4 protein-coding genes are annotated in these 14,773 nt (G+C 71.9%); all 4 read right to left on the bottom strand.

What is annotated here, in order from left to right; all coding sequences use genetic code 11:
- Positions 1 to 11: 11 nt before the first annotated feature.
- The gene (locus ADK41_RS25640; RefSeq protein ID WP_030834436.1) at positions 12 to 5,231 is read right to left on the bottom strand and encodes a DUF3892 domain-containing protein; all 5,220 of its coding nucleotides are present in this window, start codon (positions 5,229 to 5,231) and stop codon (positions 12 to 14) included.
- 118 nt (positions 5,232 to 5,349) lie between these two features.
- A complete protein-coding gene (locus tag ADK41_RS25645; RefSeq protein ID WP_030834438.1) occupies positions 5,350 to 9,066 on the bottom strand; it encodes a DUF6603 domain-containing protein in 3,717 nt (1,238 codons plus the stop codon).
- Positions 9,063 to 13,622, bottom strand: coding sequence for a peptidoglycan-binding protein (locus ADK41_RS25650; protein WP_158717714.1), 4,560 nt, complete (start codon positions 13,620 to 13,622; stop codon positions 9,063 to 9,065). The genes ADK41_RS25645 and ADK41_RS25650 overlap by 4 nt, the downstream gene beginning before the upstream one ends.
- Before the next feature lie 578 nt (positions 13,623 to 14,200).
- Positions 14,201 to 14,683, bottom strand: a complete 483-nt coding sequence (locus ADK41_RS25655; protein WP_030834442.1) for a GNAT family N-acetyltransferase — start codon at positions 14,681 to 14,683, stop codon at positions 14,201 to 14,203.
- Positions 14,684 to 14,773: the final 90 nt, after the last annotated feature.

Consider the following 14,773-nt stretch of genomic DNA (forward strand, 5'->3'; position numbering starts at 1 on the left):
CGGTGGCGTGGTCACGGGGTCACGGGAGCGTGGGCGGCCGAGGCCTGGTAGGCCTCGTCCGGGATGGCCGGCAGGGACAGCAGGTTGTCCTCGGGGTCGTCGTTCGCCCCGGCCCGCAGATAACGTCCCCCGCTGCCGTCCGCGACGGCGACGACGGCCGTGCGCCGTCCAGGCGTCTGCTCCACATAGAGGGCCTGGCGGCCGTCGAGCGCGGCGAGCGCCTGCGCCCGGGACATCCGCCACCAGCGGCCGTCCGGGTGTTGCCCGGCGATTTCGCGGATGAAGACCCGGTCGCTGCCCGGGATTCGCTTGCGGACGTGCGTGACCCGTAGGCCGGGCCCGTGCAGCGGTAGCAATGCGCAGGCGTGGTGGGCGATTCGCACCGGCTGCTGGAGCGTGATGTGGGCGAGGGTGGCCGCGTTGCGTCCCCAGGAGAGCAGCGGCGCGTCGGGGCCCGGATGCAGCGGGCGTGGGTCCGCGCCGAAGGCCGGGTGGGTGGTCAGGTGGACGAGGGCGTCCAGTTCCTCCGCGCTGCGGGTCGCGGCGGCCCAGGTGATGTCCCGCCAGGTGAACGGCGCCGGCCCATACACGGCGTCCTTCGGCGGGTTGCCGAGGCCGAAGGCGGGTGCGGTGGGGTGCTCCTCGAAAACGAAGAACCAGCCCGTGTCCGCGTTTTGGCCGAGCGCGGCGGCGACGGTGAGCGGGAAGCCGGTGAAGAGGATGTCTGTGCCGATCCGACCGGAGAACACCGGGTCGAGGCGTTCCTCGCCCAAGCGGCGCGGACCGCCGGGGACCGCCGGTGTCAGGGCGCGTCGGGCGTGGAGGCTAAGAGAGGGGAAGCGCCGTACGACCTCACCCCGTATCAGGAGCACCACGGCGTCGTCCCCGCCGGGCGGGCGGCGCAGGGTCTCGCCGAGGGGACGGTGCCGGTCCCAGTCGTGCATGGGCGGGACGTCGGGCTGTTCCTGGCCGGATCCGACGGTGCCGCGCGTGTCCCAGAAGTGGCGGAAGGCGGTGGCCTGCCGGTCGGTGGGGAACTCCCGCCACAGCAGTTCGCGGCCCAGTTCGTGGTTGGCGCCTGCGAGGAAGGACTCGATGAACTGGCCGTTGGCGCGCAGGAGGGTAACGGTGTCGGGCGGGATGTTCTGGACTCCGGGCAGCAGATGGTCGCTGCCGAGTTCGGTGAGAAGTTCGGCCATCGGCTGCGTGAAGGAGGGCGGGGCGAGCAGTGGGCCCAGCGGGTCGGGGAGGTCGGAGGCCGCTAGATCTGCGCCGTCGATCCGGTCGGCGACGCGGGCCGTGACGGCTTGCTCGGGCGCGGTGGCGACGCGCACCGCGTCGGCCAGCCGGTCCAGCGGCACGGCGGGTTCCTGCTCCTGAAGAGCGCGGCTTTGGGCGGTCAGTAGGGCCTTTTGGTGGGTCTTGGCGGCGTCCCGGAAGGTGGAGGTGATCTTTCTGCGTCGTTCGGCCACGGTGCCGGGCAGGTCGGCCAGGGCGATTCCGGCGCCCTGGTTGACCCAGCCGTACCAGGAACCGGCGTCGGCGGGCAGCGGGTCGGACCAGGAGCGGGGAGACCCGGAGTTCCCGATGTCCCAGCCGACGCGGTAGGAGGCCGTATTGTCCGTGGGGCCGTCTTCCAGAACGAGGACGGCAAGATCGGGCTTCTCGGTGCCGCTGAAGTCGGCGATGACGATGCCCGCCCCAGCGATCGCGGGGAAGGTGCCGGGAACAGGGAGGACGGGACTCCAAGCGTCCGCTTTGACTCGGCCTCGGGCATTGATGTTCCAGCCGATCCGGTAGGAGCCGCGCACCCCGTCGGGGGTCCGCTCCATGAGCATCACCACCAGTTCCGGGCGCAGGTCGCCGTTGAGGTCGGCGACGGCGACGTCCATGGCGTACACGGCAGGGGCGGCGTCGTCGGGCCGTCCGGGCCAGGGGATCTCCACGGAGTCGGACCAGCCGCCGCGTGCCACGCCGCTGTCGGGCGAGATGTTCCAGCCGATCCGTATGAACAGACGTCGATTGCCCTTCAGACCTCCCAGGTAGACGACGAGCAGTTCCTGGTTGCCGTCTCCGTCGAGGTCGGCCAGAGTGCAGCTGCCCGCCTGCACGTACACGGACTCCGTCAGGCCGCCGCTGGAGGTGCCGACGGTGGACATCGGGGTGGGCATGGTCACCGGACCGGTCCAGGAGACGGGGTCGGCGTTGCCGTTCAGGTCGCGGCCGATGAGATAGCGGCCGAAGTTCCCGACGTGGCCGTTGTTGGCGTACTCCTCGATCCAGAACACGACGGCGTCGGGGCGGCCCGAGCGATCCAGGTCGGCGGTGGCGATGCCGAAGCCCTGGGTGGTGTCAGCCACCATCCGTCCGGTGATCGCGGTCCTGGTCTGCCAGCCACCGCGTACTGCGCCGTCGAAGTCCGTGGCCCGACCCAGCCGCAAGTACGGCACGTTGGAGCCGGGTGGCGCGTCGACGTGTCCGACCAGAAGGTTGGAGAGGAAGCCGAGCGCCGGACGCCAGCGAATGTCCCGGGGCGGCGAAGCGTCAGGAGCGCCCTTGCCGCCGAACTCGGGGCGCCCGAACGGCTTCCAGGCGTTGTCGCCGGCACGGTCGACCGCTATCAGCTGTCCATCGCCCACGACGTGGACGACGGAGCCGAGGGAGACGCCCTGGAGGCCCTGGTCGGCTCCCACGGGGGCCCGACCGTCACCGGGCAAGGTGTCCTTGGTGGGCCAGACGACCACCGTCGAGGTGGTGGTGGACAGCAGCGCCGTCCCGTCATGGCCGAGACCGATGACCCGGGACATGGCCGGCAGACCGGGCACCGGCAGCCACCGGGTCTGCGAGCCGGAGGAAAAGCTCAGGTTGAGACTGCCATCCGCGCCGATGCCGTAGTAGCGGCCGTCGTGGGCGCGCACGGGCACACCCTGATCCGGGGTGAATCCGGCGGCATCCGGAGCTCCAAGGTCCTCGTTGAACCAGTCGCCGGCGGGATTGGTGAGCCTGATCAGACGGCCCAGCCGGTTGATGAGCAGCAGCTCCCAGGGGTCCTGCGAGCGCACCCCGGTAATCCAGTAGCCGCCGGGCATGCCGAAGGGGTTCCACCTCCACCAGTCGTCCCGGCCGGTGAGTTCCCAGAGGTTGCCCTGGACATCCGTGGCGTAGGCGGCCTGGTGGAGGTAGTTCGTGGTGCCACCGGTGGGCGAGCGGTGGCGGACGGCGGTGGTGAGCCGGCCCTCGCCAATGGTCAGCGGCTGCCCGCCGGGCGGCAGGCCGTGGGACAGCCAGGTCCACTGGTCGCCGTCCCAGCGCAACTGGTACAGCAGCCCGTTGGCACCGATCACGAAGACGTGGAGATCGCTCACGGCCGCCGGCGGGGAGGCGCACCAGGTGCCGGGCGGGCGGCCATGGTCCACCCAGCCGGGCACGCCGGCTTGGGTTACCCGGGACATTAGCTGGCCGTCGACGGTCACCACGAACACCCGGTTCGGCATGGCGGCGCCCACCCAGCGGACGGTCGGGACCGCGGGGGCGACATCCTCCCGGGGCTCCTGCGGATCTTTCTCCCACCAGCGGGTGGTGAGCCTGTTCTCGGTCAGTCCCTCGAACGTCTCCTGGCTACCCGAGAGGTCGTCCACGCCGGCGAGTCCAGCAGGGGTGGCGAGCGGCGGCACGGCTTGCTCGGTACGGCGGGCAAGCGAGGCTGCCAAAGCGGTCGCCGCGGTGTCGGCGGCGACCGGGGCGGTGCCAGGAAGGGCTGCGCGTCGGGCGAGGGGGCCGCCGGGCCGCAGCAGCCGCCGAAAGGCGGGGTCCATGGCGGCACCGGCCTCCTTGTTGCGGGCCAGCTCCTGTCCGGCGGTGCCCCCGCCGTAGTCGACCGTGTCCCGCACGGCGGAGGTCATCTGGAGCATCCGCGCATCGAGCCGGTCGTCGCTGGCCGGGGTGCCGCTCGCGGCGGTGCCGGGGAGGCGGCGGTGCAGGCTCTGGGCGACGGTGCGGGCCAGCTGGCCCTGGCGCAGCACCTCGTTGGCGCGCCGCACCTCGGCCGCCTGGTCCCAAGCGGCGGCGACCAGGTCCTCCTGGTTGGAGCGGACCACCTCGGCGCCGAGGGCGGCGGCGGCCCGGTGACGTGGGTCAAGGTTGAGCTGGTGCAGCCACAGCGGCCCCGCCTGCGCCGAGGGCAGGCCCCGGGTGTCGGCCTGGGCGGAGCCGTAGATGGGCGGGGTGAGCCGGGTGTTCAGCGGACCGGCGTCGAGGGCGGCCTTGTAGGCGGTGCGGAAGATGGTCGCGGTCTCCTCGTGCCAGGGCTGCGCGTCGGTTGCGGCGGTGCGCAGCGCGCCCTCCAGGTCAAAGACGCGGCCGGGGTGGCCGTCCGGCAGCGCGGGCAGGCCGCCGCCGGCGGCACCGACGTCCACCGGCCGGGTGCCGACGTCGCCGGACAGGGCGCGCGGGGTGAGGTGGCGGACCAGGGACTCGAAGTCGCCGTCGAGGCCGGTGGCGAACCGCCAGTGGTGGTAGACGGGCAGCAGCCACTCGCCCTCCCCGGGCCGCTCGGCCCGGGGAGGCCAGGCGGGCTGAAGGTCCCCTGCAGGGACGGGCAGGCCCAGCCCGGCGAGCCGTCCGGCCTCGAAGGCAGGAACGACGGCGGCCAGGTAGCGGGTGCGTGGGCGCAGGCGGCGGGGGCAGAGCAGCCGGGAGAGCGTACGGTCGGGTTCCTCAGCCAGGATCCGGTCCACCTCGGCGTCGTCGTTGGTGGCGTCGACGGCGATTTGTGCGTGTGCCCAGGCCCACGAATCGGCCAGGTCGGGCAGTTCGGCGGGATCACAGCGCAGCCGGGGCAGGCCGTCGGCGGCCGGAAGCAGTTCAGCGTGCTGGGCCTCCACGACAACCAGGACGAGCCAGGGCCGCAGCCGCCCTTCGCCAGTGGCAGCCGCGGGGGTGAACATCCACGGCAGGTCGGGCCGGTCGAACTCCACGGCCGGGAAGAGGTGCGGTTCGGCGTTGGGTGTCTCGGCGGCGGGAAAGCTCCGCAGCACCTGCGCGGTGTCGAGTCCGGTGACGTCACCCGGCCCCAGGAGCCGCGCGAAGACGGCGACCGCCTCGCGGTCGAGGAGCTTGGGCCGCAGCGTGAGAGTGGTGCGGGAGACCATGGGACCCGCCGTGGCGTCGACGGCGCCCCCGGCGGCAGCAAGGCCCTCGCGGACCCAGGACAGAAAGGTCAGGCCGCTCAACGGATTCCTCCAGGGGTGAAGCCGATGGACAGGGGGGCGGGGGTGGGTGGGACGGCCGGACAGTCGGGCGTGCGGGCGCAGCGGATCCGGTGGGTACGGCGCGAACGGGGTGGCCGGGTCAACGGACGCCTCCGGGCGCGGTGTCCGGGACGATGCGCAGGCCTTCGGCGGCCGCGGCCCGGCGGTGCTCGGCGGCCTCGGTCCAGGTGGTGCCGGTGGCGGCCGGTGCGGCGGAGCGCTCCGCTCTGTGTGCCGTACCGCTCGGGGGCGCTTGCCGGCCGACGGCAGTCCAGCGGGTGTCGCGGACGCCGAGGCCGCGCGGAGCAGTGGCGAAGCGCTGCCGTCCGGTGCGTCGGGTAGCCGCCCGGGCGGCAGGCCCGGCGGCGGTGCGCAGCCCGGCGGCCGGAGCGGGGCCGGTCATGGCGGTGCGGTGGGGGCCGTCCTGGACGATCTCCTCGTAACCGATCCTCGAGGTGAACACCCCGGTCCGCTCCCGCTCGGCGGCGACGGCGCCCTGGGCGGTGGCGCCCGCCGCGAGCAGTTCGAAGGAGGGCGCGGATATCTTCTCCTCGTCGGAGAGGTCGAGGAACTGGGCCGGGGCGAAGTACTCAGTGGCCGGGGTGAGCGCCACCGTGAGTGGGGCGGCCCCGGGGCCGGCCTCCTCCACGGTCAGCTGCGGATCGAGGTCCAGCCTGCGAGGCCCGTCGATGGGCGCACCGCCGAAGCGGGTGAGGGTGATGCCGAGCGGGGCCACCCGTTGGGTGAAGGCGAGCCCACCCAGCGGGTGCACGACCAACTGTCCTTCCGCGTTGGGCAGTTCACGCAAGGTGACTACCGTGCGCCCGGCGCCGGTGAGCTGCGCGGTCCAATTGCGCGGGTCGGCCAGCGCCTCTTCGACCCTGGCGGCGACATTCACTGCGGCAGGGAGGGCGGCCGGTGCGGCTTGCTCACCGAGGGTGTGGTCGAAGCTGATCTCGCCGCTGAAGAACAGGATCTCGAAGCGGGCTCTGCCGCGCACGTGCCAGGACGCGGGGCCGGACAGTGCGACCTCGGCGGCGACGCCCATCAGTACCCGGCCGCCGTGCTTGAGCGTGAGGCTGCCCGCGATGGCGGCCTCGAAGCCGAAGGGCTCGAACTGGACCAAGGTGTCGAAGGCGAGCATCCCCTCGACACTGAAACCAAGGGCCGTCGCGTACAGCTCCAGCCGGGCGCCGAACTGGATGGTGTTGGAGGTGAGCGCGAAGTAGGCCTCCAGCCTGAGACGGGGGTTGTCGCCGTTCAGCAGCGCCAGGTTGAGCCGACGTAGTTCGGGGAAACCTTCGGGGCGCTGGAAGCGGGGGTGGAAGCCGCCCGCGGACAGGGCGAAGGAGGGGGTGCCCTTCCACCGGGCGCGCATCGCCATGTCACCGGTGAGGGCGAAGGCGGCGATCCGGGAGTCGTGGAGGGCGGCGTCGACGGACGCCTCGCCGCGCTCGAAGTCGATGACGCCCAGGACATCCATGTTGATGACGATGGCGGCGGCTTCCTCGGTGGGCAGCGTCATCCGCAGTCGGCCCAGCAGCACCAGCCGTACCGGTGTGGGAAGCTCAAGAAGCAGCCCCAGGTCAAGAGTGAGCAGGGTGGGGGTGCCCCAGCCGATCCGGGCCATGGGCCCGACTACGTGCCGTCCCGGGGTGGGCGGGAAAACGGCGCCGAGGACGGAGACGATCTCGGGGGCACGGGCGAGCGGGTCGCGTGGGAAGAGCACCGTGTCCAGGGCCCCGGTGCGGATCCCGGCGCGGAGGGTGTCGGCGGAGACGGAGCGGTTGACGCCGATGAGTCCGCCCACACCGGCAAGGGTGAAACCGAAGCCGAGCTGGACCGGAGTGAACTCCGCGGAGACCAGCACGAGCAGGGAGAAGCCCTCGGTGCCGTCGGGCATTTTCGTGGTGAGCAGGCCGACCGCCTTGAGAGCGATGCTCTCCAGCTGGAGGGCGAGGACGCCCGCGTACTCCTCTTTTTCCCGGTCGAAGAAGAGGTAGCCGCCGCCGCTGACGGGCCCGGCGGCCACAGCGAGCGCTGCTCCCCGGGGCGGGGTGAAGGCGGCCCCGAATCCGACGGGTCCGAGGTTGCCGTTCGTGGTGGTGAGCCCGGCCGTCAGGCCGATGCGTTCGATGGTGGCCTGGACGGGGCCGAGGGTGAGCCGGGCGGTGGCGGAGACCGTCGCGTGCAGGGCGCCGTGCTCCTTGTCGGCCTTCAGGCGCAGGTGCAGGGACTGCAGTTCGATGGGGCCCAGGCGGGCGTTGACGGGCAGGGTGGCGTCAAGGCCGGCGGAGCCGGTGAAGCTCAGCCCTCTGCGACGTGACCACTGCAGGCCGAGGGCGAACTCGGTGCGCAGCCCTTCGGCAGGCAGCACCTGGGCGAGGAAGCCGTCCCCGTCGCCGCCCGTGACGACGAGGGCAGCCTTGTCGGCGGCGATGCCGATCTCGAAGTCGTCCCGGTCCTCGGCACCTTCAGGGGCATCCTCCAGCACCGCTCTGGTCCAGATGCGGAACTGCCCGATCTCCAGCCGGGTCCCCGCCGCGCTGCCGAGCAGCACGGCGGGGACGTTCGGCTGTCCGCCGGCCTTGCTCAGCTCCAAGGTGAGTTCGACCCGGCCTACGGTACCGGCGGCGAAGGTCACCCCCCGCGGGCCGATCGCCACGGCGGGGCCCGCCCCGGACAGGTCGGCGCGCAGCGCCCATCCACCGCCCAGGAGTTGGTCGGCGGCGGCTGCGCCGCGCGGGACGACGACGACACCGAGATCGCCCGCCGTCGGCGAGGAGATGCCGAGAGTGGCGCCGATTTCACCATTCACCCCGGGAGCGAGCCGGACGGGGATGCCCAGGGTGAGCATGCGGCGTCCCAGCGTCACCGAGGCCGCGTCCAGCCCGGTGCCCGCGGTCTCGCCGAGCCCGGCTAGGACACGCACGCCCAGTTCGTGCAGGAGGCCGCCCAGCCGGGGCAGCAGGGTGGCGGCGAAGGCGTCGACGCAAGCCTCGTCGGCCAGGCCGTCCGGCAGGTAGTCGGCGCGCAGTGCAGCGACCGGGTCGGCGACCAGATCGACCAGCCGCTGCGGGCGCAGCCGGGCCCGGGCGACGCCGGTACGGACCGGCTCGCCGTCCTGGTTCACCACCGGAGTCTGCGGCGCGGCCTCCTCGGGCAGCACCACGACGCCGAGCAGCACCAGGACGTGGTAGAGCACCGGGTGGTGGCGCAGCAGCCAGTCGGTGACGAGGAAGTGCACGGTGTCCTCGGCGAACGCAAACGCGTCGAACGTGCCGAGCGCGGGCGGGACCTCGCGCACCAGGTCCATGGTGGCGCCGACCGTGTCCAGGAGCAGGCCGAGACCTTCGAGGTCCTGCGGCGGGTGAAGGAGGAGCTCTTGAAGGTCGCCGACCGCCCCCGCCACGGTCTCCAGCCAAGCGGCAACCTCGGCGGTGCCGTGCTCGCCGGCGGCGGCCGGGTTCCAGCCTGTGCGGGCGAGCAGCCGGGCGAGCTGGAGAGGGTTGGCGACGGCCTCGGTGAGCGGGGCGATCAAGTGCAGAATTTCGGTTACCAGGGCGCTCTGCCCGTCAGCGGGCAGCAACGGCCCGTCGGGCCCGGAGGGCTCCTCGGAGCCGTCGGCGGGCGGCTGTGCCACCGTGGCCGCGTGCCCTGCGAGGGCGCGCACCGCCTCGTTCGGCTTCTGGCTCCCGGCCGCAAGGCGGTGCGCCGCCCCGGCGGACGTCCAGCTGCCGTCCATGCCGTTGTGCACCGCCGTCTCCAGGGTCTCTCTGTGGTCTGCGCGGGCGCCGCGCTCGGGGTTCTCGGTCATGTCGGCAGCCCTTCGGTGTCGAGCACGAAGTCGCGGGCGGTGCGCAAGGTGCGCTGGTCGGCGGGCAGGTCGGCGAGCGGCAGCGTGTAGTGGCGGGGGTTGTTCCCGCCGAACCAGGCCGGCCAGTCGTTGACGATCCGCAGGGTGTGACCAGGGTCCTTGTAGCCGGCGTGGCTGCCATGGCCTGCCGGGTGCGGCTCGACTACATCCTCGGAGCTGGTAGGGGTCCTGGGGCAGATGTTCATGGCGAGGATCGCGGCGGCCAGGGCGGCCTCGTGGGCCGCAGTCCAGGCGCCGGGGTCGGGCCCGAAGGTGAGCCCGGAGGCGGCTGCCGCGGTGGCCACGACGTTCTGCAGCCTGACGGAGGCCGCGACGGAGCCACCGCCGCGCAGCAGCCTCGCCGGGGAGAAGACGTGCCAGCGGTGCACCAGGGCTGCAGTCCGCTCGGAGCGGAAGACATCGCCGATGGTGGTACCTGCCTGGAGGGGGAAGGAGTTCGTACCAGTGGGGTGGTTCCAGGGCGTGGCCCGCAGGTCCCGCAGCCGCATCCGCGCCATATCCCACATGGCGCGGCGGAAGCCGTCCTCGGTGCGGCCGGCCATCACGAAACGGTAGAACCAGTGCCAGAGCTTGAAATACTCGTGCTCGGCGTACTGGCCGTAGACCTGGGTGACACCGGGGCCGGGCGCCGGGAAGCCGTGCAGGGGCGTGGTGCCACCGTCCTGGCGGGTGAGGACGCCACGGGCGGCGTACTTGCGTTGGCCCTCCACCCAGGGGGCGGGGTCGCCGCTGCGGCCGTTGCCGGTCCATGCCCGGTCGGGCTGCACCCCGAAGAAGCCCACGACTTTCTGGAACGCAGCCTCATCGCGGCTGCGCAAGAAGGCAAGGAAGGCCCACAGCTCACCGTCCTCCACCCGCCACAGAGCGCGGTCGGGTCTGCCGGGCTGGTTGGCCGGGACCCACACCCGGGCTCCGAAGGTCCAGTGGCACAGGCCCAAGGAGGCGAAGGCGTGGTCGTAGCAGTTGACGGCATCGAAATAGCCGAGCGCCTCCACCTCGGCGACCGCACGGATCACCTTGTACGTGGCTAGCGTGTCGGCGTCCAGGTCGCGCAGCCGGGTGCCGATGAGCGCCTCGGGGGTCATCTCGGCTTCGGGTGCCCAGGTGTGGCCGCGTTCGGGGTAGGCGACTGGCCCCGACATCGGGCGGTAGGGGTCGCCGGCGGCCGCCGAGGGGTCGTCGTAGGGGACGCGCTGGCCGATGGGGGTCTTGGCATCGACCTGCCAGCCGTCGGCCGGGCGGCCAGCGGGACGTGTCCAATGATCGGAGAAGTCCCGGGCGTACATCCGAGGCGAGGTCACCGCGTTGTTCGCCGTCTCGTCCCAGCGCCAGACGTTGTCGGCGAGCCGCGCGGAACGGGCACCGGCGGCGGGGATCACCGGGATGCTCTGCGGGATGCCGCCGGACAGCCGCCATGCCTCCACGACAACGGGACAGCGTCGGCCCTCGGCCTTCCATCGGGCGATGACCTGGCGGGTGGCGGTGTCGACGACGCCGCTGACCGGCCCGGTGAAGCGTTGCGCGGCGGGCACGTCGACGCCCTCCAGCGCGGAGACCCAGCGGTGGTCGCGCAGCGCGGTGACCGCATCACCCGCTGGGTGCGCGGCGGCGCCGGTACCGTCGGCAGCGCGGGTGAGTGTCCAGACGGTTCCGGAGGCGGCGGTGACGGTGACGTTCTCATCGCCGATGCGGGCCTTGAAGGGCAGCTCGGGCAGGATGCCCGCGGCGGGCGCGGTCAGGGTCAGAATGGTGGCGTCCGCGGTGAGCGGCTGGGCGAGCCGCACGACGGCTGTGGCTACCCGCGCGACCCGGCCCATCTTGGCGTACGCCTGCAGCTCCCTTACTGCCCAGCGCACTTCTCTTCCGAACCAGCCGTCGCGAGCGCCGACCACGCCGAAACCCAGCTCGAGCAGGTCGCGCTGGAGGTCACTGACGTGGGTAACGCCGGTGGTAGAGGTGTCGGTGTCGCCTTCGCGCAGGGTCCTGCCGCCGTACAGGTCGGGCAAGTCCACGGGCGGTGGACCGGTGGTCTGGCCGACGTCCAGCGGGACAACCAGCCGGGTCAGCGGGGCGCCGTTGACGTTGCCGGGCAGGTGCCACCAGAGCGTCTGGACCACTGTCTTGGCGTCCTGACCGTCCCAGGTGAACTGGATCTCGCCGATGTTGTTGCGGCCCACGATCTCCCGGCCGCTGCCGGTGACGGCCATATAGTCCCGGTGGTTTTCGGCGGCCTGCACGTACTGGGCCAGGTCGGCACCGCGGTCGCCGGTGGCCGGGAAGGAGACCGGGGCCGGCCCGCCCGGGCGGGGAGCGGTGCCGTCGGGGTCCGTGTGGCGGAAGTACGTCAGCTCATACTCCCATTCGGGAGCTGGGGTGCGCACCGTGTGGCCCTCGGGCAGCTCGAGCACGGCCGGACTCTCGCGCAGCGTGGCCAGGGCCGAGGGTTTACTCGCAGGCGCGTTCATGTGTACCGGCAGGGCCCGCCCGTCCGCGTTCGCCCAGCCGGCCCGGCGTGTGCTCGGCAGACGGAGCGGGTTGAAGCCTGCGTGGTGCAGCAGCATGGTGCCGCTCGCCTCATTCTTGAGGGAACTAGCCGTCAGCTGAGCGAGGACGCCGCGGACCGGACCGGGTGACGAGCTGTAGGGGGCGGTAGCGCGGTAAGCCATGCGAGCAGCGAAGCCGTAGTGCACATCACCGCCGAGGGAGACCACGCGGCGGCGGCGTACCCCGTCGGCACCCGGGACTGCGTGGCCGAGCACTCGGGCGACGAACTTTTCGAAGGCGCGCGGGTCGTGGCCCCATGCCTCGTAGTCCTGTTCGAGCTGGCCCGGGTAGCCCTGGAGGCGTCGGACGGCTGGCTGAGCGAACTCCTCGATCACCGGGTCCCCGAGCACCGGACAGGGCGAGAGCAGCACGGTGACCTTCTCCAAGCCCTGGTCCTCGGCGGCTTCCACCATGGCGGCAAAGGAGGCGTCGGAGAAGACCAGGGAAGGCGGGTCGGTGGGGCCGCCGCGGAAGACCCGCTGGGTGCGGGTGTCCAGTGCGACGATCTGGTGAGCGGGCCAGGTGATCGCGTAGTGCCAAAGAAGCGAGCCGTCCTGACGGATGATCCGCCCGGCCGCATCGGCCCCGGTGGGCACCCCGGTCCGGCGGGCGATCACCGCGGCGGGCCCGGCGGCGGTGTGGTCGGGCATGGCGAGCGCGGCGAGCAGCTCCCGGCCTGCCTCGCCTTGCGGACCGTCGGCGAACTGCTCGGGCGTGTTGCCCCAGCCCTGGCAGACGGCGTAGGAGGCCATGGCGTTGCCGAGGAACTGGCGGCCGTGGACGGTGCCGCAGACCTCGTTCACCCAACGCCGTGAGATGTACCAGTCGTCGGTCACCTCGTGGTCGTCGAACATCATGTAGGTGGCAGTGTTGGCCAACGCCCGGCGGACCGCGCCTAGGGTCGCGCGGAAGCCGTCCACCCGGTCGCAGTCGGAGAGGTACTGAGTGAGCCGCTCGCGTGCCCGCTCGTACCCGGGCTTGGCGCGCAGGCCGAAGAACTCGGTGGGGTCAGGATCGCCCAGGGCAGCGGCCTCTGCGGGAAACAACTCGCCGAAGAAGCGGACCGGCGACACCGCGGGCCACAGTGCCGGCGACCAGGCCAGCAGGTACATGGCGAGGAACTCCGACAGACGCAGCAGGTGGCTGCGCCCGTGGGTAGTGGTCATGCGGAAGTCGTCCACGACCATGTCCTGGCGCCACCCGGGCCGGAAAAGCCACTTCTGGGAGGTGGGGTGCACGGTGGCGAAGGTCTCGTCCCGGCCGAACAGAACACGACCGTAGGTGGAACAGATGTGCAGCAGCCCGTCGGCGACGTCGTCGGCGTAGATCTGGTCGCCGGTCAAGATCAGTTGCTGTGGGCGGCGCGGTGAGGCCACGTCGGCGGCGAGCACCTCGTCGAGGATCGACAGGGCGTCGGTACCCTCGGCATGCGGCTTGCGACAGGAGGCGTGGAACAGGCGCAGTCCGGCCGGATGGTCCGGCGGGGTGACGAAGGACGGCAGGGCGGGCGCGCCGGAGGTGCCCTGGTAGAGCAGGGCCGAGCGGGCCCGGGCCTCGTCGGCCGCGACGACACCTGGGCTGAACAGTCCGGGGGCGGTGGCGGGCACGGGGGTGACAGGGGACGAGAGATCCTCGCCGAAGCGCAGGGCGTAACGGTGGATGGTCCCGGCGCGCAGGGATTCGCCTGACGGCGCCTTGGCCGTCACAGCAACGACGTACAGGTGCTCGCCGACCCGGGCGGCGACCCGGGTGCCGGTGAGCGTGGGCAGCAGGTCCCCCGTGGCTCCTTCGTACACATCGAGGGTGACCTTGCGCGGTGCTTTGAGCGCCAGCCACACGGTGACGCTGCCGCGGTCGACCCGCCTCACGATCGGTCCCGCCAGTACGAGCGGCAGCGCGGCGACGTCCAACGACGGCAGCTCGGACAGGGTCGATCTTCTGCTTTCCCCCATGGCCCCATCTCCTCAATTCACATCCGGGTGCGCCCAGATAGTCGTGCGGCGGACCGCAGCGCTGCCCCGTCCTGTACGAACCGCATCTGACGAACCCGTGTCCGCAACCCATTCGGCACGCACGTGCCCGCACAGCGGCGCGCACAGTGATCCGCGGCCCCGTCGCCGGAGCCCTTCCCAGCGACGGCTGCCGCCTTCGGACGCCGGTGGCCCGGCTGCCCTGAAAACTGACCGCTGTGCCGCATGCGGCACACATTCGGTCCCTGTGTCCCGGCGCCCGCGGGGACGAATCCGTGCGGCCCTCGCCCAGTGCCGGCCCCTTCCGCGAGTACCGGGCGATACCTCTCGTGCGACAGCCCAGCCTGGACCGCCCGGCACCACGACACGCCTACGGTCCCCCGCCTGCTGCCGCCGGACCACCGACAGCACTCGCACACCTGGAAGGTGTACGAGAAGTGTGCGGGCGGCGGGGGACCGTACGCGCGGGCCAGACTGCTCCGAACCCTGCCCGTCAGGGCTTCGTGCGGCCGCCCCTCCCCGGCGAAACGCCCCGGGAAGAGCAGTAGAGGCTGCACCGTTCACACCGAACCGTCGTGGTCCCGGCGGTGTGTGTAGTGCGGGCTGACAAGGGGCCAGTCCGCGGCGATCCAACGCGGTACAAGTTCGTCGAGGGCCGCCTCGATCGGCCCGCCCACGAGCCAGTCGACCACCCACCACGAAATCTCAGCGTCCGTCCCGTCATGGACCGGCGGGTCGATGTAGACACAACCCAGCAGTTCGGTCTCGCCATTGTCGAAGAGCGCGTAGTTGAACGACTCGTGCCGTTCCATCTCAGCCTCGTGCCGAGCCAGGTCCTCGCGGTCCTGTTCAGCGCTCATGGTCGCGGGGGGCCAGTTCCAGGACTCCCCGTACAGCGACCAAAGCCGTTCCTGCGAGCCCATGACCGCCTGCATGTCCAGATCGACATCGGTGGCCCGAATCGGGCGCAGGTGGTGACCTGTTTCCAGAGAAACCCGGAGCGGATGGTCCCACTCCTCCGGGAGCCAAGCAGTTGTTGTCATGACCTCAGCCTCACGGTCGCACGCGCCACAGGCCAGGGACAGCGCTCGCACACTACTCGTACAGTCGGCACTCCGTGCGGGTCACTTATG

This window comes from Streptomyces caelestis (genome assembly GCF_001279005.1).
Lineage (GTDB): Bacteria > Actinomycetota > Actinomycetes > Streptomycetales > Streptomycetaceae > Streptomyces > Streptomyces heliomycini.

What these genes read in the sequence shown, in the direction of transcription:
- ADK41_RS25650 (WP_158717714.1), bottom strand. Translation starts at nt 13,622, where the DNA reads ATGGGGGAAAGCAGAAGATCGACCCTGTCCGAGCTGCCGTCGTTGGAC.
- ADK41_RS25645 (WP_030834438.1), bottom strand. Translation starts at nt 9,066, where the DNA reads ATGACCGAGAACCCCGAGCGCGGCGCCCGCGCAGACCACAGAGAGACC.
- ADK41_RS25655 (WP_030834442.1), bottom strand. Translation starts at nt 14,683, where the DNA reads ATGACAACAACTGCTTGGCTCCCGGAGGAGTGGGACCATCCGCTCCGG.